Source organism: Mitsuaria sp. 7 (genome assembly GCF_001653795.1).
Taxonomy (GTDB): Bacteria; Pseudomonadota; Gammaproteobacteria; order Burkholderiales; family Burkholderiaceae_C; genus Roseateles.
Genome location: NZ_CP011514.1, coordinates 5,304,958 through 5,329,773 on the forward strand (window position 1 = coordinate 5,304,958; position 24,816 = coordinate 5,329,773).

At 70.3% G+C, this 24,816-nt stretch carries 22 protein-coding genes and 1 riboswitch; of the genes, 11 read left to right on the forward strand and 11 right to left on the reverse strand.

Going from position 1 to position 24,816, the window contains the following annotated elements; genetic code table 11:
• Positions 1-4 precede the first annotated feature (4 nt).
• The 4 genes from creB to ABE85_RS23370 all read left to right on the forward strand — a co-directional run bounded on the left by creB (position 5) and on the right by ABE85_RS23370 (position 5,535).
• Complete coding sequence (gene creB, locus ABE85_RS23355; RefSeq protein ID WP_082939089.1) at positions 5-739, forward strand: two-component system response regulator CreB; 735 nt, start codon at positions 5-7, stop codon at positions 737-739.
• Between the two features lie 6 nt (positions 740-745).
• Entirely contained in the window at positions 746-2,272 is a 1,527-nt protein-coding gene (creC, locus tag ABE85_RS23360; RefSeq protein ID WP_067280447.1) for a two-component system sensor histidine kinase CreC, read from the forward strand.
• 61 nt (positions 2,273-2,333) lie between these two features.
• On the forward strand, positions 2,334-3,758 hold the full coding sequence (gene creD, locus ABE85_RS23365) for a cell envelope integrity protein CreD (RefSeq protein WP_231993168.1): 1,425 nt from the start codon (positions 2,334-2,336) through the stop codon (positions 3,756-3,758).
• A 70-nt stretch (positions 3,759-3,828) separates the two neighbouring features.
• Positions 3,829-5,535, forward strand: coding sequence for a GMC family oxidoreductase (locus tag ABE85_RS23370; protein ID WP_082938885.1), 1,707 nt, complete (start codon positions 3,829-3,831; stop codon positions 5,533-5,535).
• 44 nt (positions 5,536-5,579) lie between these two features.
• Here ABE85_RS23370 and ABE85_RS23375 read toward each other — a convergent pair whose 3' ends face one another.
• Both ABE85_RS23375 and ABE85_RS23380 read right to left on the reverse strand, forming a co-directional pair.
• Positions 5,580-6,956 carry a M17 family metallopeptidase gene (locus tag ABE85_RS23375; protein ID WP_067280453.1) on the reverse strand — a complete coding sequence of 459 codons (1,377 nt, stop codon included), beginning with the start codon at positions 6,954-6,956 and terminating at the stop codon, positions 5,580-5,582.
• 184 nt (positions 6,957-7,140) lie between these two features.
• Complete coding sequence (locus ABE85_RS23380; RefSeq protein WP_067280456.1) at positions 7,141-7,551, reverse strand: thioredoxin family protein; 411 nt, start codon at positions 7,549-7,551, stop codon at positions 7,141-7,143.
• A 222-nt stretch (positions 7,552-7,773) separates the two neighbouring features.
• Here ABE85_RS23380 and ABE85_RS27780 point away from each other — a divergent pair, with 222 nt between their 5' ends.
• Positions 7,774-7,938, forward strand: coding sequence for a hypothetical protein (locus tag ABE85_RS27780; RefSeq protein WP_157522821.1), 165 nt, complete (start codon positions 7,774-7,776; stop codon positions 7,936-7,938).
• Positions 7,939-7,994: 56 nt separating this feature from the next.
• On the opposite strand, the gene ABE85_RS23385 is transcribed toward ABE85_RS27780, so the two are convergent.
• From ABE85_RS23385 to ABE85_RS23400, 4 genes are all read right to left on the reverse strand, one after another.
• On the reverse strand, positions 7,995-10,325 hold the full coding sequence (locus tag ABE85_RS23385; RefSeq protein ID WP_067283421.1) for a DEAD/DEAH box helicase: 2,331 nt from the start codon (positions 10,323-10,325) through the stop codon (positions 7,995-7,997).
• Between the two features lie 89 nt (positions 10,326-10,414).
• Positions 10,415-11,575 (reverse strand): hypothetical protein, encoded by a 1,161-nt coding sequence (locus tag ABE85_RS23390; RefSeq protein WP_067280459.1) that lies wholly within the window; start codon positions 11,573-11,575, stop codon positions 10,415-10,417.
• 103 nt (positions 11,576-11,678) lie between these two features.
• Positions 11,679-12,182 (reverse strand): hypothetical protein, encoded by a 504-nt coding sequence (locus ABE85_RS23395; RefSeq protein WP_067280461.1) that lies wholly within the window; start codon positions 12,180-12,182, stop codon positions 11,679-11,681.
• Positions 12,179-12,862 (reverse strand): RNA polymerase sigma factor, encoded by a 684-nt coding sequence (locus ABE85_RS23400; RefSeq protein ID WP_067280464.1) that lies wholly within the window; start codon positions 12,860-12,862, stop codon positions 12,179-12,181. The genes ABE85_RS23395 and ABE85_RS23400 overlap by 4 nt, the downstream gene beginning before the upstream one ends.
• Positions 12,863-13,439: 577 nt before the next feature.
• Between ABE85_RS23400 and ABE85_RS23405 the strand changes: the two genes are divergently transcribed.
• Together ABE85_RS23405 and ABE85_RS23410 are read left to right on the forward strand one after the other, a co-directional pair.
• On the forward strand, positions 13,440-14,201 hold the full coding sequence (locus tag ABE85_RS23405; protein ID WP_409072561.1) for a sulfite exporter TauE/SafE family protein: 762 nt from the start codon (positions 13,440-13,442) through the stop codon (positions 14,199-14,201).
• Positions 14,202-14,357: 156 nt separating this feature from the next.
• Positions 14,358-15,185: an HDOD domain-containing protein gene (locus ABE85_RS23410; protein WP_231993169.1), complete on the forward strand. Its 828-nt coding sequence runs from the start codon at positions 14,358-14,360 to the stop codon at positions 15,183-15,185.
• 42 nt (positions 15,186-15,227) lie between these two features.
• On the opposite strand, the gene ABE85_RS23415 is transcribed toward ABE85_RS23410, so the two are convergent.
• A complete protein-coding gene (locus ABE85_RS23415; protein ID WP_067280468.1) occupies positions 15,228-16,526 on the reverse strand; it encodes a diguanylate cyclase in 1,299 nt (432 codons plus the stop codon).
• A gap of 150 nt (positions 16,527-16,676) precedes the next feature.
• On the opposite strand from ABE85_RS23415, the gene ABE85_RS23420 reads away from it, so the two are divergent.
• Together ABE85_RS23420 and ABE85_RS23425 are read left to right on the forward strand one after the other, a co-directional pair.
• Complete coding sequence (locus ABE85_RS23420) at positions 16,677-17,345, forward strand: hypothetical protein (RefSeq protein ID WP_067280471.1); 669 nt, start codon at positions 16,677-16,679, stop codon at positions 17,343-17,345.
• 50 nt (positions 17,346-17,395) lie between these two features.
• Positions 17,396-17,568: riboswitch (FMN riboswitch) on the forward strand.
• 104 nt (positions 17,569-17,672) lie between these two features.
• Positions 17,673-18,164 carry a 6,7-dimethyl-8-ribityllumazine synthase gene (locus ABE85_RS23425; protein ID WP_067280475.1) on the forward strand — a complete coding sequence of 164 codons (492 nt, stop codon included), beginning with the start codon at positions 17,673-17,675 and terminating at the stop codon, positions 18,162-18,164.
• Positions 18,165-18,289: 125 nt separating this feature from the next.
• On the opposite strand, the gene ABE85_RS23430 is transcribed toward ABE85_RS23425, so the two are convergent.
• From ABE85_RS23430 to ABE85_RS23440, 3 genes are read right to left on the reverse strand one after another with little or no spacing between them, the layout of a single operon-like run.
• Positions 18,290-19,231 (reverse strand): pseudouridine synthase, encoded by a 942-nt coding sequence (locus ABE85_RS23430; RefSeq protein WP_067280478.1) that lies wholly within the window; start codon positions 19,229-19,231, stop codon positions 18,290-18,292.
• Between the two features lie 29 nt (positions 19,232-19,260).
• A complete protein-coding gene (locus tag ABE85_RS23435; RefSeq protein ID WP_067280482.1) occupies positions 19,261-20,313 on the reverse strand; it encodes a TIGR02285 family protein in 1,053 nt (350 codons plus the stop codon).
• Entirely contained in the window at positions 20,295-21,596 is a 1,302-nt protein-coding gene (locus tag ABE85_RS23440) for a UDP-N-acetylglucosamine 1-carboxyvinyltransferase (protein ID WP_067280485.1), read from the reverse strand. The genes ABE85_RS23435 and ABE85_RS23440 overlap by 19 nt, the downstream gene beginning before the upstream one ends.
• Before the next feature lie 283 nt (positions 21,597-21,879).
• On the opposite strand from ABE85_RS23440, the gene ABE85_RS23445 reads away from it, so the two are divergent.
• Entirely contained in the window at positions 21,880-22,980 is a 1,101-nt protein-coding gene (locus ABE85_RS23445) for an RDD family protein (RefSeq protein ID WP_067280490.1), read from the forward strand.
• A gap of 2 nt (positions 22,981-22,982) precedes the next feature.
• Here the strand turns inward: ABE85_RS23445 and ABE85_RS23450 are convergent, their stop codons facing one another.
• Positions 22,983-23,804: a rhodanese-like domain-containing protein gene (locus ABE85_RS23450; protein ID WP_067280494.1), complete on the reverse strand. Its 822-nt coding sequence runs from the start codon at positions 23,802-23,804 to the stop codon at positions 22,983-22,985.
• A gap of 156 nt (positions 23,805-23,960) precedes the next feature.
• Here ABE85_RS23450 and asd point away from each other — a divergent pair, with 156 nt between their 5' ends.
• The gene (asd, locus tag ABE85_RS23455; protein ID WP_067280498.1) at positions 23,961-24,809 is read left to right on the forward strand and encodes an archaetidylserine decarboxylase; all 849 of its coding nucleotides are present in this window, start codon (positions 23,961-23,963) and stop codon (positions 24,807-24,809) included.
• Positions 24,810-24,816: the final 7 nt, after the last annotated feature.

Sequence of the window (24,816 nt, forward strand, 5' to 3'; positions counted from 1 at the left end):
GGCCATGAGCACGCCCTCCGCCACCTCACCCGCTTCGTCGTCGCCACCGCCGGCCCCGTTCGCCGGCCAGGTCCTGCTGCTGGAGGACGACCCCGCGATCGCCCAGACCGTGAGCTTCGTGCTGGAGCGCGAGGGCTACCGGGTCCGCGCCTGCGGCTGGCTGCACGAGGCGCGTTCGGCACTGGCCTCGAACGCGCCGGACCTGGCGATCCTCGACGTCGGCCTGCCGGGCGGCAACGGCCTGGACCTGTGCCGCGAACTGCGCCAGGGTCCGCTGGCGCGTCTGCCCGTGCTCGTCCTGAGCGCCCGCAGCGAGGAGGGCGACAAGGTGCTCGGCCTGGAACTGGGCGCCGACGACTACCTCGCCAAGCCGTTCAGCAACCGCGAGCTGGTAGCGCGGGTGCGGGCCCTGCTGCGCCGCGCCCAGGCGCCGGTGGAGCCGGCCGCGCCGGCCGTCGCCGGCTTCGTGGTCGAGGCCGAAGGCTCCCGCGTGCGCTTCCATGGCGAGCTCCTGCCGCTGACCCGCCGCGAGCTCGGCCTGCTGCTGCGCCTGCTGAAGGCGCCTGGCCGCATCCACAGCCGGGACAGCCTGCTCGACGCCGTCTGGGGCATGGATGCCGACAGCAGCGACCGCACCGTGGACACGCACATCAAGACGCTTCGCGCCAAGCTGCGCCAGGTGCGGCCCGACCTCGACCCGATCCGCACGCACCGCGGCATGGGCTACTCGCTGGAGTGACGGCGGATGCGCCTCGGCCTGCGACTGTTCCTCGGTTTCTTCCTGGTGGCGGGGCTGAGCGCCTTCATCCTGCTGCGCGTCGTGCTGGGCGAGTTCAAGCCCAGCGTGCGCGAGGTGATGGAGGACATGATGGTCGACACCGCCAACCTGGTGGCCGAGCTGGCGCGCGACGAGCTCGCCGCGATGCCGCCCGGCGGGGACCTGAGCGGCACGCGCTTCGCGCAACGGGTGCGCGACTACGCCGAGCGCCCGGTCGACGCCCGCATCCTCAGCGCCCGCAAGCGATCGCTGGACTTCCGGATCTACGTGACGGACGCGAGCGGACGCGTCGTGCTCGACACCAGTCCCGTCCCGGCGGTCGGCCAGGATTACTCCGCCTGGAACGATGTCGCCCGCACCTTGCGCGGCGAGTACGGGGCGCGGTCGACGCCCGAGAAGCCGACGCTCTACGGCAATGCCGGTGAGCTCGGCAACGGCAAGGATGCGCAGGGCAGCCCGGTGATGTACGTCGCGGCGCCGGTGCGCCTGGACGGTCGGACGATCGGCGTCGTCACCGTGGCGAAACCGGCGGCCGCGGTGCAGCAGATCATCTTCCGCGCCGAGCGCCGCATCTGGATCGCGGGGCTGAGCCTGCTGGCGGTCTCGCTGGCGGTGGGCGTCGCGGTGACCGCGTGGATGATCTTCACGGTGCGTCGCCTGCGGCGTTACGCGCAGGAGGTCCAGCTCGGCGAGCGGCAGGCGCCGCCTAAGGTGCCCGGGGAACTCGGCGACCTGGCGCAGGCCATGGACGCGATGCGCGAACGCCTCGACGGCAGGGAGCGCCTCGAACATCTGGTGCGCGCGCTGACGCATGAACTCAAGAGCCCGCTGGCCGCGCTGCGCGGCGCCGGCGAGCTGCTGCAGGACGAGCTGCCCGACGCGGACCGCCAGCGCTTCGCCGCGCAGGTGGTCTCGCAGAGCGAGCGCATGACGGAGCTGGTCGAGCGCCTGCTGGCGCTGTCCGCGTTGGAACTGCGGCGTGGACCGGAGCATCCGCGTCCTGTGGCGCTCGTCGGCGCAGTCGACGAGGCGCTGTCGCAGCTCGGCGACCGGTTGGAGCAGCAGGGGCTGACGGTGCGCTGGCTGCGCCGCGACGCCGTGGAGCTTCAGGCCGATGCGGAGATGCTGGCGCTGGCCATCAGCAACCTGCTGACGAACGCGATCGACTTCGCGCCGGCCGGCTCCGAGCTGGCGCTGCAGGTCGGCATCGAGCCCGCTGCCGATGCGGCGGAGGGGCACGGCTCGCGCGCCTTCTTTGAACTGCGCGATCACGGCCCCGGCGTGCCGCCCGGCGCGTTCGCCCAACTGGGCGAACGCTTCTTCTCCACCGCACGGCCGGGCAGCCTGCGCAAGGGCTCCGGGCTGGGCCTGGCCATCGTGCGCCAGATCGCGGGCCTGCATCGCGGCGAACTGCGCTTCGAGCCGGCCGAACCCGGCCTGCGTGTGCGGCTGGCCTTCCCGCTCTTCACCGCGGCCTCACAAACTTCGTCCTGAGCTCACGGCCGCTGCCGAGACTGCCGCCTTCCATGGATCGCCGAGGGGCGAGGAGAAGGAGATGCAGATGAAGGCGCTGTGGTGGAAGGTCGTGATCCTGGGTGGCGTGACGCTGCTGCTGATGTTCGTGCTGATGCGCATCGGCTGGCTGGTCGATGAGCGGCAGGAGCGTCAACGCGCCGCGGAGGCCGGCGTGGCCGCGGCGCAGGCGGGACCGCAGGTGCTGCTCGGTCCGATGGTGCAGCGCAATTGCACGGAGGAGTGGGAGTCCGTCAACGGGATCGGCAAGGACCTCACCAAGACGCCGGAACGGCGCGACTTCGTGCTCTCGGCGGTGCCGACCGAGCTCAAGGTCGAGGGTGCGCTGAACCAGGAGCAGCGGGAGCGCGGCCTGTTCAAGGTGAACGGCTACGCCGGCGAGGTGACGCTGCAGGCGCGGTGGGCCTCGCTCGGCGCGTTGACGCCCGTGGCCGAACACAAGGGCAAGTTGAGCTGCGAAGACCCGCGTGTGATGTTCGCCGTCAGCGACGCGCGGGGGCTGCGCGCCGTGAGCGTCAAACGCGGTACCGAGCCGCTGCAGGTCCGACCCGGGACCCGGCATGACAGCTACGCGCACGGCTTCCATGCATCGCTTCCGGGCCAGGCGACGGAGCAGCCGCTGACCCTGTCGTTCGCGATCAACCTGGTGGGGATGACGGACTTCGGCATCGTGCCGGCCGCCTCGGTGACGCAGGTCAAGCTGCGCTCGGACTGGCCGCACCCGAGCTTCGGCGGCCGCTTCCTGCCGATGTCCAAGCGGATTGACGAACGCGGTTTCGAAGCGCAGTGGCAGGTCACCGAGCTCGCCACGACGGCGCCGCGCGATGTCCTCGCCGGGTACTCGCTGCCCGGCGTGGAGCGCGATCCGGATGCCGCCCGCGCCTATGCGCCGAACCCGGTGCCGGGTCGCGAGGCCAAGTCGGGCATCGTGGCCGACACGCTGGCCTTCTCGATGATCGACCCGGTCAATCCGTATGTGATGAGCGACCGCGCCATCAAGTACGGGCTGCTGTTCATCGTGCTGACCTTCGTCAGCGTCGGTCTGCTGGAGCTGCTGTCCGGCCGGCGCGTCCACCCGGTGCAGTACCTGCTGGTGGGTCTCGCGATGACGCTGTTCTTCCTGCTGCTGCTGAGCCTGTCCGAACACCTGAGCTTCGCGCTGTCCTATGCGCTGGCGGCGGGCGCGGCGATCGGGCTGCTGACGTTCTATGGCGCGTCCATGCTGGGCACGGCGCTGCGAGGCCTGGGATTCGGTGCGCTGGTGGCGGTGCTCTACGGCGCGCTGTTCGTGCTGCTCAACCTGGAGAAGGCCTCGCTGGTGGTCGGTGCCTCGCTGCTCTTCGCGGTACTGGCGGCGGTCATGACGCTGACGCGACGGATCGACTGGTACGCGCTGAACGGGCGCACTGCGGAGCGGCCGGAGGAAGAGGCCATCGGCTCTTGGTGACAACGTGGTTGCCGGCCGCCCGTGGCTCGGTCAGCATGGGTCTTCACAGACCCATCACGACAAGAGAGACATGGGCGGAGACAACGCAACCAGCAGCCACCGCGAAGCGGCGCCCGAGACCGCCTCGGGCCGCTTCGACTACATCATCGTGGGCGCCGGCACCGCCGGCTGCCTGCTCGCCAACCGGCTGAGCGCCGACACGTCCAGGCGCGTGCTGCTGCTCGAGGCCGGCGGTCGCGACGATTACCACTGGATCCACATCCCCGTCGGCTACCTGTACTGCATCGGCAATCCGCGCACGGACTGGTTGTTCAAGACGGAGCCCGACGCGGGCCTGAACGGACGCAGCCTGCGTTACCCGCGCGGCAAGGTGCTGGGCGGCAGTTCGAGCATCAACGGGATGATCTACATGCGCGGCCAGACCCGCGACTACGACGGCTGGGCCGAGGCCGCCGGCGACGACGCGTGGCGCTGGGACGCGGTGCTGCCCTACTTCCGCGAGCACGAGGACCATTGGCGCCTCGACGAGGGCGCCGAACGGCCGCCCGGTTTCGACCCGACGATGCACGGGCACGGCGGCGAGTGGCGCGTCGAGAAGCAGCGCCTGCGCTGGGCGGTGCTGGACGCGTTCGCTGCGGCGGCGCAGGAGGCCGGCATCCCGGCGACGCCCGACTTCAATCGCGGCAACAACGAGGGCGTGGGCTACTTCGAGGTCAACCAGCGCGCCGGCCTGCGCTGGAACACCGCCAAGGCCTTCCTGCGCCCGGCCTGCTACCGGCGTCCCAACTTCGAGATGTGGACCGGCGCGCATGCGCAGCGGCTGCTGTTCGAGCAGGTCGACGGCGAGCCGCGCTGCGACGGGCTGCTCGTGCGCACGCCGCAGGGGCTGGAGACCGTCCGTCTGAATCCCGGCGGCGAGGTGCTGCTCGCGGCGGGGGCGATCGGTTCGCCGCAGCTGCTGCAGCTGTCGGGCGTCGGCCCGGCGGCGCTGCTGCAACAGCACGGGATCGAGGTCGTGAAGGACCTGCCCGGCGTCGGCGGCAACCTGCAGGACCACCTGCAGATCCGCGCGGTCTTCCAGGTGGAGGGGGTCAGCACGCTCAACACGCTGGCGTCGAGCTGGTTCGGGAAGGCCCGCATCGGGCTCGAATACGCGCTGCGCCGCACCGGCCCGATGAGCATGGCGCCGTCGCAGCTCGGTGCGTTCGCCAGGAGCGGACCGGACAAGGACTGGCCCGACCTGCAGTACCACGTGCAGCCGCTGTCGCTCGATGCGTTCGGCGAGCCGCTGCACGCGTTCAACGCGTTCACGGCGAGCGTCTGCAATCTGAATCCGACCAGCCGCGGCACGGTCGCGATCCGCAGCGCCGACGCGGCGGATGCGCCGCTGATCGCGCCCAACTACCTCAGCACCGCCGAGGACCGCGACATCGCGGCGCGCAGCCTGCGGCTGACGCGGCGCATCGTCGAGCAGCCGGCGCTGTCGCGCTACCGGCCGCGCGAGCACAAGCCCGGTGTCGAGTTCCAGACCGATGAGGAGCTGGCCCGCCTGGCCGGTGACATCGCGACGACGATCTTCCATCCGGTCGGCACCTGCCGCATGGGCCGCGCCGACGACGAGGGCGCCGTCGTCGACAGCCGCCTGCGCGTGCGCGGGATCGCCGGCCTGCGCGTCGTCGACGCGAGCGTGATGCCGACGATCACCAGCGGGAACACGAATTCGCCCACGTTGATGATCGCGGAGCGCGCCGCGGCCTGGCTGCGCGCCGGGGAGTGATCAGGCGCCGATGGCGTGCTGATCACGCGCCGGTCGCGCGCTGATCAGGCGCTGAAGCGTTCCTCGATGTAGGCCAGCAGCGTGCGGATCGTCTGGGCCTCGCCGCCGACCGGGCGGCCCGGACGCGCGATGTCGTTCCAGGCGAACAGGTCGATGTGCAGCCAGTCCTGCTCGGCCGGGATGAAGGCCTCGAGGAACAGCGCCGCGTTGATCGCGCCGGCCAGCGCGCTGCGACCGGTGTTCACGATGTCGGCGATGCTCGACGTGATGCCTTCCTTGTACGGCGACCACAGCGGCATGTGCCACAGGGGATCGTCCATCTTCAGGCCGAGGTCGACCAGGTCGCGGCCGGTGTCCATGTGCTTGGTGAACAGCGCCGGCAGTTGCGCGCCCAGCGCGATGCGGGCCGCGCCGGTGAGCGTGGCCAGGTCGATGATCAGCTCCGGCTTGGATTCGGTGGCGTAGGCCAGCGCGTCGCACAGGATCACGCGGCCTTCGGCGTCGGTGTTGCCGATCTCGATGTGCAGGCCCGCGCGGGTCTTGATCACGTCGCCCGGACGGTAGGCGTTGCCGCTGATCGAGTTCTCCACCGCCGGGATCAGCACCTGCAGGCGCACCGGCAGCTTCAGCGCCATGATCAGCGTGGCCAGGCCCAGCGTGTTGGCCGCGCCGCCCATGTCCTTCTTCATCTGGCGCATGCCGTCGGCCGGCTTGATGTCCAGGCCGCCGGTGTCGAAGCACACGCCCTTGCCGACCAGCGTCAGCCGCGGGTGCTTGTCGCTGCCCCAGTTCAGCTCGATCAGGCGCGGCGCGCGGGTGCTCGCGCGGCCGACGGCGTGGATCGCGGGGAAGTTCTTCTTCAGCAGTTCGTCGCCGACGATCTCCTTGAACTTCGCGCCGTGCTGCTTGCCGACGACGGCGGCGGCCTTGGCCAGTTCTTCCGGCCCCATGTGCTCGGCGGGGGTGTTGACCAGGTCGCGCACCGCGGTCATCGCGGTCGCGATCGCCAGGCCGCGCTGGCCGTCCGCGCTGCTCTTGATCAGCAGCTGGGCCGGCTCACGCTTGCGCGGCTTGTAGAGGTCGAACTGGTAGCAGCCCAGTTCCCAGGACATCGCGGCGGCCTCGTCCTGCAGCGGCAGGCCGTCGGGCGACAGGGTGTAGACGCCTTCGGGCAGTGCGAGCGGCAGCGCCGACAGCGCGAACGGATGGGCCGCATGCGCCACGCCGGCGAAGACCTGCGCCAGCTTGCCGTCCTCGCCCGGCACCAGGGCGAAGGTGTCCGGCGCGGCGGAGAAGCCCAGCGTCGCCAGCCATTGCTGGGTGCGCTTGGGCAGCTTCAGGGCGAGGGCCTGGTAGGCGGCGCGGTCCAGCGCCAGGATGGGCGTGGCGCGGGCCACCGAATTCTTGAATTGGACGTTCATTGATGCAGCGGCTCGCCGCGGGTCGCGCAGAGAGCCGGCCTTGGGGGTTGGCGGTGGCGCATTCTCGCTCGCCCTCCCTCTGAAGGTGGGGGCACCGCGCTGTTCGGGGGCGTGGTGGCGACGAGCGTCGCCCTTGTCCCTCAAATGGGCTGCGGTACTGCGGCGGCCGGGGTCTGGGAACTGCTCAGCAGGACTGTCGCAGACGCGACAGCAGCGACTGCGCTGCGGCGGTCGTGCCGGCCGGCGCATTGGGGCTGGCGGCGGACATCGCGGGGTTGTCCTGCGCGGCCTGGATCAACCGCTGAGCCGCCGCCGGCCCGGGCAGCACCGGCCCGATGAAGCACACCCGTTCCCCCTGGCCGATCAGCAGGGTTGGAAAGGTCTCGACCTCCAGGTCGTCGACCAGTTCCGAGTCGTCCTCGATGTCCACCCACAGGAAGCGGGCACCCGGGTGCTGCTGGCGCAGCGTCGCGAAGTCGTCCCGGTAGGTGTCGCAGGTCCGGCACCAGGCCGCGCACAGGCAGGCGACCAGCAGGTCGGAAGACCCCTCGGAAGCGGGAGCCGGCAGGGGCGACGAGGGGGAAACGGCGGACATGGGGCCGGAGCTTAGCCGACTTGGACTGACGCTGAATCCGTTCGCTATACGTCCAAAGCACCACGCTGGTGCCTCATGCGTGACGATGGCGCGAGCTTTGTTCAGATTTGTGAGGAGCCTGTCAACGGGGTCCTGACGGGCCGCGTTAGCTGGCACAAAGCGGTCATTGCAAGCGGTCTTCCCTCCGCCTCCGACCGCCGATAGCCAAGAAGGTCCCCGACCATGATGAAGTCCCAAACCCGCACCGAATCCCAGCCGCGCCGCCTCCCGATGCCGGAACTGGCGCAGCACGACAAGGGCCGCAAGCACGAGGCCTTCGAAGTCGCCAGCCTGGGCTGCGACCGCCGCAGCGTCGCGCGCGCCCTGCGCTTCGACCGCAAGCGCTGAGCCCCTGAGCGGCGCCGCCCCGAGTCCGGGCGGCGGCCTCGCTCCCCCGCGCCCCGTCAGTCCTCGTCGTCCGGGGACTGCAACGGCGCCAGCAGCCGATCGATCTCGTCGGCGCTGAACTTCTCCAGACGCTCCCCCCCGTCGCGGCCCAGCATGCCGTCCGCCAGCGCCCGCTTGCGGGCCTGCAGTTCGAGCATGCGCTCCTCGATCGAGCCCTCGATCGCCAGCTGGTGCACGAACACCGGCCGCGTCTGGCCGATCCGATGCGCCCGGGCATGGGCCTGCGCGTCGACCGCCGGGTTCCACCAGGGATCGACCTGGATGACGGTGTCCGCCGCCGTCAGCGTCAAGCCCACGCCCCCCGCCTTCAGACTGACCAGCATCAGCGGCGCCTCGCCCGCCTGGAAGCGTCGCACCACCTCGCCCCGCCTGCCTTCCGGCGTCGCGCCGGTGAGCTTCATCAGCGGGATCCGGAGCTCGTCCATCGCGGCCTCGATCAGGTCCAGCATGCCGGTGAACTGCGAGAACACCAGGATCGTCCGCCCCTGGGCGATCATCTCGGGCACCTTCTCCCGGATCCATTCGAGCTTGGCGGCCTCCATGCCGTGCGGGATCTCGACACCTGGCACCAGCCGCGGATCGCAGCAGACCTGGCGCAGCTTCAGCATGGCGTCCAGCACCGACATCAGGCCGGAGCCGAAGATCTCCGAGTCCTTCAGCAGCCGGCGCACCAGATGGTCGGCGCCGATCCGCACGCTCTCGTACAGCTGACGCTGGCGCCCCTGCAGGGGGATGCGCTGGGTGAGCACCGTCATCGGGGGGAGATCCTTGGCGACCTCCTCCTTCAGACGCCGCAGGATGAAAGGCCGCACGCGGGACGCCAGCTCCCGGGCGCGACGGGCGTCGCCGGTCTGTTCGATCGGCTTGCGCCAGTGCCGCGCGAAGGAGCGCGCCTCGCCGAGGTAGCCCGGCATCAGGAAATCGAACTGGGTCCAGAGCTCGCCCAGGTGGTTCTCCAGCGGCGTGCCGGTCAGCACCAGACGCTGGTGGGCCTGGAGCCGGCGCAACGCGCGTGCGGCCCGTGAGCGCGGGTTCTTCACGGCCTGGGCCTCGTCCAGCACCAGCACGGAGAACTTGGGCTTCGAGAGCGCCCGCACCTCGCGCCACGCGAGGCCGTAGCTGCACAGCAGGAGGTCGATGTCGCCGAGGCGCTTCATCACCTGGGCCCGCTCGGCCGGATCGGAGAGCGTGGCCACACGCAGGTCGGGCGCGACCCGCGCGGCTTCCTGCGTCCAGTTGAAGATGAGCGACGTCGGCGCGACGACCAGCGCCGGCGATGTCAACCGTCCGGCCTGCTTCTCGACCATCAAGTGCGCCAGGGCCTGGGCCGTCTTGCCGAGGCCCATGTCGTCGGCCAGGATCCCGCCGAGTTCCTGGCGCGCCAGGTATTGGAGCCATGCCAGGCCCTGCAGCTGGTACGGACGCAGTGTGATGCCCAGACCCTCCGGGGTCGGAGACGCCGGCGGCGGGCCCGCGTCGCGCAGGCGCTCCCACATCGTGCGCAGCTCGTCGGCGCCGAAGACCTGCCAGCGGCTGTCGGGCACATCGAGCGCCGCCAACCGTGCCGCTTCCCACGACGTGAGCTTCACCGGCCCCCGCCGTGAGCGTTGGGCGACCAGCACGTCCAGCAGATTGAGCATCAGGCGCTTCAGCGGCGCCGCCGTCGAATGCAGCCGGCGCCCGCCGGGCGCCTTCAAGCTGATGATGGCGTCGTCGTCGATGCCCGCGATCGCATCGGCATAGAGCCAACGCCGGTCCTTGCGCAGCAGGTCCCAGATCATGGGCGCGAGGTCGACCCGCTGGCCCTGCACCGTCACGCCCAGGCTCAGCATCCACGAGCCCTTGCGGCGCGAAAGCGCCAGCGTCGGCAGGCGGTCGCCCGCGCCGGGCGCGATGGCGGTCTGGACGTCGACGGGCTCATCGCCCTCCGGCTGGATTTCCAGCGACCACGCGTCGATCGCGACGCTGTGGTGCGCAAAACCCGGCAGGAACTCGATCTCCCAGCCAAGCTGGCGCAAGCGGGGCACCTGGTCGGCGGCGAAGTCGGGGAACAGGTCTTCCTGCTCCAGCGTCCAGCACGGGGTCAGTCCTCGCCCGAAGGACGCGTCGCGCCACTGCAGCATCCCGGCGTCCACCGGATGCAGCGGCAGCGCCTGCCATTGCTCCAGCGCCGCCGGATCCGCCGGCCAGCGCTCCAGCCGCAGCAGCGACACGGGGTTCCCGCGCGGCCCCAGCTTCCCGTGCGGCCGCATGCCGAGCAGGCCGTCGCCGCGGTTGAGCGTCTGCAGGATCAGCTTCGGAGGGAGCGGGGAAGGCGGCGCGGTCATCGGGAAGGCATTGTCGACGCGCCGCCGACCTGCCGCCGCCATCCGGCAGATCGATTCGTCTCCTCGATCCGGCAGTTCGATCCGCCGGATCAGCCTTCCTTGCTCTCCTTGCTCTCCTTGCTTTCCTTGCCGTCCTTGGGCGTACGCGGCTTGGGCAAGCCCGTCTTCGCGAAGTCCGCCGGCACGCGCATCAGTGCGGCCTCGGGTTCGGCGCGGCGGATGTTGCGCAGCTGGTAGTTCTGCTCGCCGCTGCGCGGATCCTTGGTCTGGACGCTGACGGTGACCTTCAGGTCGGAGGACGTCCACACCTCGCGCGAGATCACGATCGGCTTCTCGTTGCCGATCTTGCCGGCCGGGATCGTGCGCGTCGCGCGCCCCCCGGTGACCTTGAGGCCGTCGATCTCCTTGGGCGGCAGGTTGTTCAGCTGCTCATCCTGCCCCGTGAGGATCAGGGGCTCGATGCGCATCGCCACGGCCGCGGGCAACGGCGGCATCGGCGCCAGCGGACCCAGCGGGGTCTCGACGCGGATGACGCGCGTCTGCTGGCCGCCCTCGCCCGGGGAGATCACGACGGGTGTCGCGATGCGGACCGCCGCGGGCGCGGCCGGAGGCGCCGGTGGCTTCGGCGCCTCCGCGCGCTGCGCGGTCTCGCCGTGGCCGAAGTTCTCGCGCGCCCAGTCGCGCATCTTCCTGCCGTACTCGCGCATCTTGTCGTTGTAGTCGCGCATCTTGTCCTGGTACTCGCGCATGCGTTCGCCGTACTCGCGTTGCGCATCGGCGTCCGCGCGCCCGCCGCCGAGGTAACGCGCCGTCTTGCGCTCCGGATCGAGCAGCCAGTTCTCGCCGCTGACGGCGTCGCGGAGGTAGACCATCTTGCGCCCCTGACGTTCGACCTCCTGGCGCGTCCGGCCTTCGCCGTCGCGGCACAGCTGGCTGGTCTGCTGATGGACGATGCGGTTGCCATCGGCCAGCGGCTGGACGGTTTCATGCACGGCCTGGGCGCAGTACGGCGCGCCCTTGACGAGGCGTTCCGCGCTGAGGATGTGCATTGCGACGCCGGATTCGGCGATCAGGTCGACCGCGTCATGGACCGGTGGTGTCGGCGGGACGGGCGGGACGACGGCCGGCATGGCGGGTGGTGCGGGCGGTGCCGGTTGTGCGCCGGGATCCGGCGACGCGTGCGCGGCGGGCTGGGCCTGGACCGCGAGGGCGGCGAGCGCCAGGGCGAGGGTGGTCAGGGAAGTCTTCATGGCGGTCTCCAGGGAGGAAAGCGGGACGTCGTTCAAGGCAACGAAGCGCAAGGAATGGGTGGCGACGAACGGGAAAGGACGAAGAGGGTCAGGCGTTGCCCGGTCAAGGCATGACGCGCATCGCGAGCACGTCACCGGAGGCGTGCACCAGCAGTTCGGCGCGCACGGGCGCGGCGGCATCGGCGGGGTCGTAGGGCAGGCCCAGCAACGCGAGGCGTTCGCGCGGAACCTCTGCCGGAACGAGCCACGCGGTGCCGGCGCCGGCCTTCTCGAAGGCGGCCCAGCGGTCGGCGGACACGAGCACGATGAAGCTGCTGCCGGGATTGCCCATGACGGTGGCGCCGGATTCGCCCGGCGGCGCCGAGCCCAGCAGCCAGACGCAGGCGACCAGCACCGAGGCGCACAGCGCCGGGCCGGCGAGCGCCCATCTCCAGCGGCCGGCCCTGCCGGCTTTCTGACGGGCGGCGAACTGCTGGCGCATCGCGGCGAGCACCGCGTCGTCGCGCTCGACAGGCGGGGTGCGCTGACGCAGGTCCTGGGCCACGGCCCAGAGCCAGTCGGCCAGGCGCGCGGTACGGGGCGGAAAGGTGTCGGTGGTCTTCATCATGCGGACTTCGATGAGCGTTCGATCGCGGCGGACTCGGCCGACGACGGGGGCCGGGACTCGTCCTGCAAGGCGGCCAGCAGGCGCGCACGGCCCCGGTGGAGCCGGGTGCGCAGGGTGTTGAGCTCGACGCCGGCGATGCGGGCGGCTTCGGCGTAGGACCGCTCCTGCAGATCGACCAGCACGACGGCTTCGCGGAAGGTCCAGGGCAGCGTCTGCAGCGCCGCCCATACCCGTGCCTGGTCCTGCGCCCGGACCAGCTGCTGCTCCGGCGCATCGGCGGGGTCGTGATGGCGGTCGTCGGCGTCCTCGTCATGGGCGACCGGCAGGTCCCGCCAGCGCGCCAGCAGGTGATGCCGGGCCACGCCGGCGAGGTAGGCGCCCAGCGGACCTCTGCCCGCATCCCAGCCCTCGGGTCGGCCGGCGAATTGAACGAAAGCTTCCTGCATCGCATCCGCCGCCCAGTCGGACTGGCCGCACAGCGCCAGCGCGTAGCGGTAGACGCCGGGCGATTCGCTGCGGTACAGCGGCTCCAGCGCGCTCGCATCCCCCTGGCGCAGGCGGCGCACCAGCGCTTCGCTGACGGCGGCTTGGGAGGGCGGCGGCTCGCGCTCGCCACCGGCGGCAGGCGCGGCGGCGGGGTCGGGGCGGCTGCGGCCAGCCAGGCGGGTCCAGAAGCTCATCGGGCGTTCGGCATGCGTTGCGTGATGTTGAACGTATTGCGCGAGCTGCCCGGAAAGTTCCCGGCTCGCACACAAGAATTTGCTTCGAACGGCCATCACCCCCGATAGGCACCCGGATCGGTCCGGCCCTCCCCCTTGTTTCAGGGAAATGACACCTCCACGCCACACCGGGCGACCTTCGCCCGAATGGCAAGAACAGTGCACCGTGCGATGTTCGCCAACCGCTATCCACAAGGCCATTTCACGCAAGTGAGCGCAGGCCAACCGTTCCATCTTGGTGCATGCGCCAAGTGAAAACCCCAAGTGCGTGCATAGGGGTGCAGTCCTAGCATCCACCCCACTCGACGCGACACCCGTCCCGCGCCGGCGACAAGCCGGCACCAAGGGGGTTGCCTACGGGGGCTGAGGAGACAAAACAGATCAGACCAATTCGAACGAACAACAGTGACACTGTCACAATTCGCGGGCACCTGGATCAGGTGCCCGTTTTGTTTTCGTGGCCTGGTTTTGCGCGCATCCTGCGATCGTTCTCGGCCCGTGTCCGCGGCCCCGAAGCCGCCCTAGCGAGTCGTTGCAGATGATCGAGTTGTTGACCGCGGCCGTGGCGTCGCTCCTGGCCGGATTTGTCGATGCCGTCGTGGGCGGCGGCGGGCTGATCCTGGTGCCCGCGCTGTTCAGCGTCTATCCGAATGCCGCGCCCGCCACTCTCTTCGGCACCAACAAGGGTGCCGCCATCTGGGGGACGGCCTGGGCCACCCACCAGTTCTCCAAGCGCGTGTCGTTGCCCTGGCTGTCGCTGATGCCGGCGGCCGGCGCCGCGCTGGCCGGCAGCTTCGCCGGCGCCTGGGCCGTCACGCAGGTGGACCCGAGCGGCCTGCGCAAGGCCCTGCCGGCGATCCTGCTGGGCGTGCTGCTCTACACGCTGGCGAAGAAGGACCTCGGGCGCCATCACGCGCCGCGCCACGAGGCCGCCCGGCAGACGCTGATCGCCAGCGCGATCGGGCTGACGATCGGCTTCTACGACGGCTTTTTCGGACCGGGCACGGGCAGCTTCTTCGTCTTCCTGTTCGTGCGGCTGCTGGGCTTCGACTTCCTGCACGCCTCCGCCACCGCCAAGCTGATGAACACGGCGACCAACTTCGCCGCGCTGGTGCTGTTCGCCTACAAGGGCCACGTCTGGTGGCACATCGCGGCGGTGATGGCGGTGGCCAACGTCGTCGGCAGCCTGGTGGGCACGCGCATGGCCCTGGCCAAGGGCGCGGGTTTCGTGCGCGGCATGTTTGTCGTCGTGGTGTCGCTGCTCATCCTCAAGACGGGCTACGACGCCTTCCTTCGCTGACGCTTTGCCAGACGCCTTCCTTCGCGGGTCGAACAGCTCGCGCCGCACCGCGCTGCGGGAACGCCAAACGCCCTCCGAACAACACGACGGGCATCGTCCGCCAAAGGCGGGATGCCGGCGGCCCGTTGCCCGGGCTACCATCCGTCCAAACAACCGATGACCACCATGCCTGTCGATCCTCAACTCCGCGCGCTGGATATCGAGATCCCCACCCAGCCGGACGTGCTGGTCAAGCTCTCCCTGCTGATGGCGGACGAGGACATCGACCTCCAAGCCGTCTCGGGCCTGGTGGAGACCGACATGGCGCTGGCCGCCGCCGTGCTGAAGGCGGTGAACTCGTCGCTGTACGGCCTGCGCGGCCGCGTGCAGACGGTGCACCAGGCGCTGACCTACCTCGGCATGCGCGAGGTCGCGGCGATCACCTTCGAGATGGGCCTGCGCGCCGCCTTCCCGCCGGCCGTCGAGCTGGAACCCGTCTGGACCCGCGCGGCCAAGCGCGGCCTGCTGATGGGCCGGATGGGCCAGATGCTGGGCGTCGACCCGTGGGCGGCGCACTCGGCCGGCCTGTTCGAGGAATGCGGCAAGGCGGTGCTCTACCGCCACGCGCCGGGGCATTACCCCGCGATGCTGCGCGCCACGTCCAGCGACAAGGAACTGGTCCAGCTGGAGCACACCGCCTTCGGCGTCAGCCACGACGCGCTGGGCGCGGCGCTGTGCGAGAGCTGGGGCCTGGCGCCAGCGGCCGTTGCCAGCGTGCGCTACCACGTGCAGCTGCAGCATGAGCTGCTGATGCCCGAGGCGATGCAGCGCCGCGGCGTCGGTGCGATCTCGCTGGTCGCGTGGACGCTGATGAACAAGCCGGAAGCGCTCGACGAGACGGTGATGGAGATCGCGCCGCAGGCGCAGCTCGACGAGACCCTGATGCTGCGCGCCGCGCGCCGTGTCGAGGAGCAGCTCCAGCAGGCCGAGTCCCGCGGCCGCTGACGTACGACGGCACGCGGCGCGCCACCGGGCGCACCGCCTCGGTCACGAGGCCAGGCAGAGCCGGTCGCGTCCCATGTGCTTGGCAAGGTAGAGCGCCTCGTCCGCTGCCTGCAGCAGCGCCTGCGCGCTCAGGTACGGATGCCCCGGCTGCGAGGCCGCCAGGCCGGCGCTGATCGTCACGACCCCGTCGTCCGACACGCCTCCCGGCAACGCCCCATGCGGCACCGCGAGCGCGCGCCAGCCCTCGCGCAAGGTTTCCAGCAGGCCCTGTGCGGACGCGATGTCGAAGCCGGGCAGCAGCACCACGAATTCCTCGCCGCCCAGGCGGGCGACCAGGTCGGTGTCGCGCTGGAAGTGCTCGGCGAGCAGCCGTGCGAGCCGGCGCAGCACCTCGTCACCGGCGCTGCGCCCGTGGTGCTCGTTGAACGGTTTCAGGTAATCGACGTCCAGGATGGCCAGCGCCAGCCGCCCCTGGTCGCGCTGTGCGCGTTTGAACTCACGCCGCAGCGCGGCATCGAACTCGCGCCGGTTGGCGATGCCCGTCAGCGCGTCGTGGCGCTCCATGGACGCCAGTTCGCGCCGCTTCGTCTCCAGGGATCGCTCCGCCTGCTGCAGCGCACGATGCTGGCGGGCGATCTCCTCGCGCAACTCACGCCCGCGGGACTGCTCGCGATGCAGCTCATCCCCCAGCGAGGTCCGCACATGGTCGAGCGCCTGCTCCAGCTGCAGCAGCTCGCGGGGTCGCGGCTCGCCGGGCTCGAGCCAGGTGAGGGTCTGCGGCGGCAGGGTCGGATCGAAGCGGCTGGCCTGCGCCGACAGGTGGCTCAACTGCCGCAGCAGCCAACGGTCCAGCATGAGCGCGGCGACTAGGCCCAGCGCGGTGGCCAGGCTCAGATGGATGAGCGCGGAGCGCAGCAGCGGATCGCGGCGCAGCGTGTCGCCTATCGTGGAAGCCGAGGCCTGCAGGCGCAGCTCACCGCTGCCGACGAGCGAGAACTCGGCGCTCTGACCCGGTTCGCCGTCGTCGTCGGAGAAGGCGCGGAACTGCTCGCCGTCGCGCGTGCGGAGCTCGACGCGGCGCAGGTTGTGGCGGGTGAGGATGTGCTGCAGCAGACCGTGCAGCGCTTCGGGCCGCTCCAGCCGTTGCTGCAGGCTGTAGGCCAGCGGGCCCGCATAGAGCAGCGGGATGGCGCTCAGCTCGGCATCGGTTTCCACGGCGCGGCGCTGCGTCGTCTCGCGCAACTGCCAGCCGCTGGACAACGCGACGAGCAGCAGTCCGAACACGAACAGCGCCAGCAGCGGGCGTGCGCCCACCGAGATGCGGATGGCCTTGTGGGTCATGCGTGGATGCCGAGCCTGCGACGGAAGTCGCGCTATACACCGTCAAGTCATCGTCGGGCCATTGTGCCGAGCCGTGTTCGATGGTTTCCCCGGGGAAACTCCAAGCCGGGACGGGTCTCAGAATGGCCCCCCACACCTCAGGGGGAGGCGATGAAACGAACTGCCGTGGCCGCGTGGCTGCTGCTCGGAGCCGGCGCGGTCAGCGCCGATCCGGGCTATTACCTGGTGCGCCCGTACAGCGAGGCGGGCCAGACCACGCTCGATCTGCGCTACTGGCATGTCGATCCGCCGGACGAGGCCGCGACGCTGTGGCCCGAGATCGGCCTGCGCTACGGCGTGAACTCGCGATGGAGCACGGAACTGCTGCTGAGCTGGATCGGTCCGACGCTGCATGAGCAGACGCTGAGTTCGATCAACTGGGTCAACCAGTTCCTATTCACGCAGGGGGATTCGCCCTATGACCTGGGCCTGCACCTGCAGGTCATCCGCAATCGCGGACAGGGCAATGCGATGGAGGTGGGGCCGATTTTCCAGACCGAGTGGGGGATGACGCAGCTCAACCTGAACGTCTTCTTCAGCCATGACGCGGGCTCGCGCCGTCAGAACCAGACAAAGCTCCAGTGGCAGGCCTTGCACCGCTGGCAGCCGGGCTGGCGCCTCGGCGTGCAAGGCTTCGCCGAGCCGAAGTCGTGGCGGGCCGGACCGGTCGCGAAGTTCGATCTCGGCGGACATGCCGAATTGACAGCCGCCTACCTCTGGGGGAACACCTACCGCAGCCGTGGGGACATGCTGAGCGCCTCGCTCCAGGTCGGTTTCTGAAACCTAGAATCCGCCCGCTCCGCAATCCTTCTGCCTGAAGGCGCGCGGGGCAGCGTTCTCAGGGCGGGGTGGAAGTCCCCACCGGCGGTATCCGGGGCGCGGTCGACAGACCGACGACCCCGGGAGCCCGCGAGCGCCCGGCACCGCCCTTGTGGTGCCGGGGTCAGCAGACCTGGTGAGAGGCCAGGGCCGACGGTCACAGTCCGGATGAAAGAGATCGCGTCCATCGTCGGCCTCGCGGGCCGGCGCAAGCGTTCGCGCCTGCGCCGCCGGGCGGCTGCGTTGTGCGTGCGCGCCCTGATTCATCGTTCCAACCGAAGGGTTCACATGAATCAGACCAAGCTCCAGGCCTCCTCCCACTCTCCCTCCGCCGTTCCGCGCGTGGCCATCGTGTCCGCAAGCTGGCATGCCGACCTGGTCGGCCGATGTCGGGAGGCCGCTGTCCGCGGGCTCGAAGCCGGCGGCCCCGTCCGCGTCGAGACTTTCGAGGTCCCCGGCGCCTTCGAGATCCCGCTCCATGCGATGAAGCTCGCGCGCAGCGGGCAGTTCGATGCGGTGCTCGCCTGCGCGCTCGTCGTCGACGGCGGCATCTACCGCCACGACTTCGTCGCGCAGGCCGTCATCGACGGACTCATGCGGGTGCAGCTCGACACCGGCGTGCCGGTGTTCTCGGCGGTGCTCACGCCGTTGGCTTTCCACGAGCACGCGACGCATCACGGGTTTTTCTTTGAGCACCTCGTGACCAAGGGGACCGAACTCGCCGGCGCCTGCCGCGCGACGCTGGCGGCGTTGCGCAAGCTGGACGCGCTGACCGCTTGAGCGTGTGAGCGTTTGCGTGAAGGCGCTCGCGTGCCTTCGCCAAGCGCGGCCCTGCACAGGATAGGAGGCCTCGCGTCCGCGAACCTCCCACCCTGTTCCGGTCCCAGTGATAGTCGTGGTGCGCGCTATGAGCGCGGCACCGCGTCGGTCAGTTGGCGTGAGGTCACAAACCTCCGATGCTGGCCGGTCACGGGATCAGTGAATGCAATCTCGCGCGCGAGCAGCTGCAGCGGACGCGTGAAGTCCACCGTGTCCTCGACCGGTTGCAGCACCGGATAGATGCGGTCGCCCTCGATGGGCAGCCCCAAGGCGCACAGCTGCGCACGCAGCTGATGCTTCACGCCGCTGTGGGGACGCAACTCGTAGCGCGCACGATCGGCACCGAGCCGCTCGATCAGCGCGAGATGCGTGCGCGCATTCGGCACGGCGCCCTCATCGTCCACCGTGAGCATCTGCATGAAGTCGACGGGGTGCTCCTCCAGCCGGCTTTCGTAGTCGAACGGCAGCCGGGCGCCGATGTCGTCGCGCCACGGCGCGATGGCCTCGTAGACCTTGTCGACATCGCGATCGCGGAACAGCCGCTGGTACGCGTCGCGCGTGGCCGGCTGCACGGAGAACAAGGTCAGTCCCGCCGTCTCGCGATCGAGCCGATGCACCGGACTCAGATCGACCAGGCCGGTCTCCCGACGCAGGCGCGTGAGCAGGGTCTGCTGCACGTAGCGGCCCTTCGGCGTGACCGGCAGGAAATGCGGCTTGTCGGCGACGAGCAGGTGATCGTCGAGGTGCAGGATGCGGGCCTCGAAAGGCACGTGCGGCTCGTCGTCGAGCCAGCGCCAGTAGTAGAGGCGGTGTTGCGCGCGATACGGCGCATCGGGCGCCAGCGGCGCGCCCGTGTCGTCGAGCACGTCGCCACGAGCCATCCGCGCGGCCCAGTCGTCGCGCGTGACCAGCGGCAGACGCTCGGCGAGGAAGTCCAGCACCTGTGTCCAAGGCCCCGGCGGGCAGGCCAGCGCGCTCGCGGCGACACCGTCGCGCAGCGGCAGGGCGAGCTTCACCGGACGGGCCATGGGGACGAGTCTTCAGCGCGTCGCGTCGACTACTCGACCTGCGCCGGACCCCGCGCGCGTTCGTCGAGGAAACGGTTCAGGCGCTGCAGGTCGTCGGCATCGATCGGCGCGCCGTTGCGCCAGGTCTTGATCCACGCCTCGCGCTGCGGATCGGCGGCGAGCTGCCGCACGGCCTGATCCATCGCCTCGATGGCGCGACGGCCCTCCGGCGTGCGGCTGCAGCCCGCGGTGGCGACCGATGTGCTGCGGCCCTCGGCCAGCGGCAGCTTGGCGAGTTCCGGCGGGCCGGCATGCGCGGCGTTGAATTCGTCCACCGTGATCGGGTACTCGAGCGTGTAGTCCATGCGCTTGGCCCGCAGCATCGGCAGCAGGTGGGCACCGCGTCCCGCGACGATGGAGCGCGGCGCGCGCTCGGGGTTCGCGGCGAGCAGCTTGTCGATGCGTGAGCCGAAGCTGCGGTCGCGCGGCAGCAGGCCGGTGAGGTCGGTGCGGCGCAGCAGGTCCGCGAGCTGCAGCGGCTGGCCGTTGGCCTCGAAGCGCGCCAGGTCCTCGCGCCGCACGACCACATGGATCTGGCGCGACATCATCGGCGGGAACAGCGTGGTGAAGTACAGCCACTGCAGCCGCTCGGGCGTGCGCACGTGCAGCACGGAGCACAGCGTCTCGCCCTGGCGCACCTGGGCTTCGAAACGGGGCAGGCTGAGTTCGATGAACTCGTGCCGGAACTGCGGCATGCGCTCGACGAGCAGGCGCAGGAAGCCGTCGACCTCGCCCAGGCCGAGGTCGTCGACGCGCTGCGGCGGCTTGCCGTCGCGATAGGCGAAATGCGGCGGCATGTCCTGCACCATCCAGCGCAGCAGCGGCGGGGCCGGCGGCGGCGAGGGTTGCGCCGCGGCGGGCGTGATGGCACCGAGCGCGACCACGAGGCCGGTCACGAGACTGGGCACCGGACTGTGCATGACGCAGTCGATGAGGCCGGCCATGCGGGCGTGCACGCCCACGGCCAAGCCGCCCGCGGCCGCGCGCAGGCGGCGGCCGATGGGCAGCGGGTGACGAGAGGGTGTCAGTCGCCCTCGACCCATTCCACCTTGGCGCCGAGGCGGGTGATGTTCTCGGCGAACTGCGGATGGGCGCGGCGGACGGGCGTCGCGTTGCGGATCACGGACTTGCCGGGGATGCTGGCCGCGACCATCAGCAGGGCGATCGCGACGCGGATGATGTAGGGGCTCTCGACCTCGGCGGGGCTCAGCGTCTTGCCGCCGAAGGTCACCATGCGGTGCGGATCGGACAGGAAGGCGTGCGCGCCGAACTTGGACAGCTCGGTGGTCCAGCCCATCGCGCCGTCGTAGACCTTGTTCCAGAACATCACGCTGCCCTCGGCCTTGACGCCGAGCGCGACGAAGATCGGCAGCAGGTCGACCGGCAGGTAGGGCCACGGCGCGGCTTCGACCTTCTGCAGGATGTTGCGGGTGAAGGGTTCCTTGACCTTGAGCTTGCCGTCGACGACGGAGCGGGACCAGCCGTCCTCGTGGATGATCTGCACGCCGAACTTGGCGAAGGTGCGGTCGATCAGCGGGAACTGTTCCGGCTGCGAGTTCTTGACCCGGACGTCGCCGCCGGTGATCGCGCCCAGCGCCAGGAAGGTGACGATCTCGTGGAAGTCCTCGGCGAAGGTGAATTCGCCGCCGCCCAGCGACGCGACGCCGTGGATGGTGAGCCGCGAGGTGCCCAGGCCTTCGAGCCTGGCGCCGAGCATCTGCATGAACTGGCAGAACTCCTGCACGTGCGGCTCGCTGGCGGCGTTCATCAGCGTGGAGGTGCCATGGGCCAGCGCGGCGCAGAGGACGAAGTTCTCGGTCGTGGTGACGGAGGCGTAGTCGGTCCAGTGGTCGTTGGCGCGGAGCTGGCCCTCGACCTTCACGACCAGGCCGTCGTCGGCGCGGTCGACGCTGGCGCCGAAGCGCTGGAAGACCTCGACGTGCGGATCGATCTCGCGCGCGCCCAGGGTGCAGCCCTTGACGTCGTCCTCGATACGGGCGGCGCCGAAGCGCGCCATCAGGCCGGGCACCAGCATGATCGAGGAGCGCATCTCCTCGGGCAGGTGGTCCTTGGCGGGGTCGAAATGGGTGTCCAGGTGGTGCAGGTCCAGCACGCCGCTCTTGAAGTCCACGGACACGCTGCTGCCGAGCTTGCGGAAGACCTCGAGGATCTTCTTGACGTCGGTGATCTCGGGCACGCCGTGCAACCGGACCGGCTCGCGCGTGAGCAGGGTGGCGCAGAGGATGGGCAGGACGGCGTTCTTGTTGGCCGAGGGAACGATGCGGCCCTTCAGGGGCGAGCCGCCGTGGACGATGAGGTTGGACATGGCCTGGCGCGGGCGCGCGGGTGGAATTCGGTGGACGAGCGCGAATTATCGGGGGTCGCGGGATGGCCCGGCGCTCGGACGGGACATCGATTTGCATCTTGCAACCGGACCCTGCGGAGCGCCAGCGAAGGTGTTTTCCGGCAGCGGAGGAAATCTTCCTTTCCGACCTCCGACCTCCGATCCCGATCCCGATCGAGGCGGCCGAGCCCGCCCGTGGCGCGCAGGGTCTCCTAGGGAAGACATGGGCGTAGGAGAGGGACCGGGCTCACGAGAATGCCGACCCATGATCCCGCCTGTCGATCCGTCCGCTTCCGCGCCCGTCGCCTCGGTGCCGGAAGCGCCCGTGCCTTCGCCTTCACCCACGCCGGCGGCGTCGCCCGTTCGCAGGCTGCTCGCGAAGCGGCGGGCCGCGGCCGGGGCGCCCGAGGATCCGCGCGACTGGATCACCCCCGAGGACCTCAACGTCGCCCCCGCCCTGCTGGGTCTGCCGCTGGCCTCGCCCTGGCAGCGCGCGAAGGCGATGGCCGTCGACGTGGCGCTGGTGACGATGCTCTCGAACTTCGGCAACACGCCGCTGCTCGCCGGCTGCTGCTGGGTCGCGTGGCGCTGGTACAAGCAGCAGCGCGCCTCGCGCGGGGAAGTCCGCAAGGAATCCGGCTGGCTGGGCTGGGCGCCGGCGCTGTGCCTGGTCGCGTTCGGGCTCTACACGAGCACGATGGAACACATCGACGAACCGACGAAGCAGGCCCGTCGCGAGGCGGTGGCCGCAGCGGCCGTGGACAAGTCTGACAAGGCCGACCGCCACGACGAAGAATCTGACGCCACCGACGTCCGCGAGGACACCCGGGACCTCGTGAAGCACGCGGTCGCGACCGCCATGGCCGCGGCGTCGGCCGCCTCCGGAACGGCCTCCGGCCAGCTGGAACAGGAAGTGATCCGTCAGGTCGAGAAGGACGGCGAACTCCAGCGCAAGGCCGACCGCGTCCGCATCAAGGCGCTGCAGGACGAGGTCCGCACCCTCAAGGACGAGGCCAAGCGCTCGCCGCTCGAGAAGCTCCGCCACTGGTGGGAAGTGGTGGGCCTGAACCTCGTCTGGGCCTTCGCGTACTTCGTGGCCTTCCCGCTGATCTGGCCGGGCCAGACGCCGGGCAAGAAGCTGATGGGCCTGCGCATCGTCGAGCTCACCGGCAAGCCCCTCAAGCCGATGCTCTGCGTGCGCCGCTACGGCGGCTACGCGGCCGGCGCGACGACCGGCGGCATGGGCTTCCTGCAGATCCTGTGGGACGCCAATCGCCAGGGCCTGCACGACAAGGCGGCGCACACCGCCGTCATCGACACGCGCAATCCGCGCCGCCTGCGGCTGACCGAAGACCGGACGGGCTGAGCTCAGCCCTTCGGATCGAGCCGCTTCGCCCGGGCGAGGCGCCAGGCCTCGGCGGGATCGTCGCCGTAGACCTCTTCCGCTGTCGTCGCGGTCTCGCGCCGGTGCGTGTCGATCGCGATCCGCTTGTCGAAGACGAAGCACTCGCCGCGCCAGTCCGCGTCGGCATCGGGCATCTGCTCGAAGTAGTTGAGGATGCCGCCGTCCAGCTGCCGTACGGTCAGTCCGCGCTCCGTCATCCAGCCGGAGAGCTTCTCGCAGCGGATGCCACCGGTGCAGTACATCGCGACGGTCTTGCCCTCGCGCTGCCAGGCGTCGGCGTGGGCGTCGATGTAGGCCGGGAAGTCGCGGAAGTGCCGCACGCCGGGATCGATCGCGCCGTCGAAGTGGCCGAGCTCGAATTCGAAGTGGTTGCGGTTGTCGAGCAGGACGACGTCCTCGCGCTTGATCAGCTCACGCCACTCGCGCGGCGAGACATGCGTGTCCCGCGTGTCGGCCAGACCGGTCACGCCGTCCAGCCCGAAGGCGACGAGCTCCGGCTTCTCATGCACCTTCAGCAGCGTGAACGGGCGCGTCGCGCAGAAGCTGCGCTTGAAGTGCAGGTCGGCGAACGGCGGCTCGGCGCGCAGCGCGGCCTCGTAGGCATCGAGCGCCGACGGCAGTCCGCCGATCGCGCCGGTGATGCCTTCCGGGGCCAGGAGGAGATTGCCGCCGATGGCGCGCCCCAGCGCTTCGTTGACGTCGCGCAGCCGCTGCGCGAGCGCCGAAGTCTCGTCCAGCCGGACGAACTTGTAGAACGAGCTGTGCTCGTGCTCGGAGGAAGACATCGGAGGGACCACGGGAGACGGACGCCGTAAGGAAACGGGGAAGAACGCCATGGTACCGAGGTCCTCCCGCGGCCCGGGAGCAACCCGGGTGCGGGACCCGTGCTTGCCCGCCTAGAATCCGCCACCCTTTTTCCGCCCTTCCGGGGGCCCAACGCCGTGTCCGATCGCCTTGCCGTCCTGCCTCAATACCTGATGCCCAAGGGAGCCATGACCCGGCTCGCCGGTCGGCTGGCGGGCGCGGAGCTGGGCGGCTTCACGACCTGGACGATCAAGCGCTTCATCGCCAAGTACGGCGTGAACATGGCCGAGGCGGCCGAGTCCGATCCGACCGTCTACCCGACCTTCAACGACTTCTTCACGCGGGCGCTGAAGCCGGGCGCCCGCCCGCTGGCGGACGCGCCGCTGATCTGCCCGGTCGACGGCGCGATCAGCCAGTTCGGGCCGATCCGCGCGGACCAGATCTTCCAGGCCAAGGGCCACCAGTACTCGACCACCGCGCTGCTCGGCGGCGATGAGCAACTGGGCGCGCAGTTCCGCGACGGCCACTTCGCGACGATCTACCTGAGCCCGCGCGACTACCACCGCATCCACATGCCCTGCGCGGGCCGCCTCGTGCGCATGGTGCATGTGCCGGGCGACCTCTTCTCGGTGAACCCGACGACGGCGCGCGGCGTGCCGGGCCTGTTCGCCCGCAACGAGCGCGTGGTCTGCCTGTTCGAAGGCGAGCACGGCCCCTGGGTGCTGGTGCTGGTGGGCGCGACCATCGTCGGTTCGATGGCCACGGTCTGGCACGGCGTCGTCAATCCGCCGCGCCCGGGGCGGTTGCGCACCTGGCACTACGAGAACGAGCACTTCAGCTACGCGCAGGGTCAGGAGATGGGCAGATTCCTGCTCGGTTCCACCGTCGTGCTGCTGTTCCCGAAGGACCTGCCGATGCAGTTCAACGCGCAGTGGCAGCCGGGCGGCGCGGTGCTGGTCGGCCAGCCGATGGCCACCCTGGGCTGATCGCACG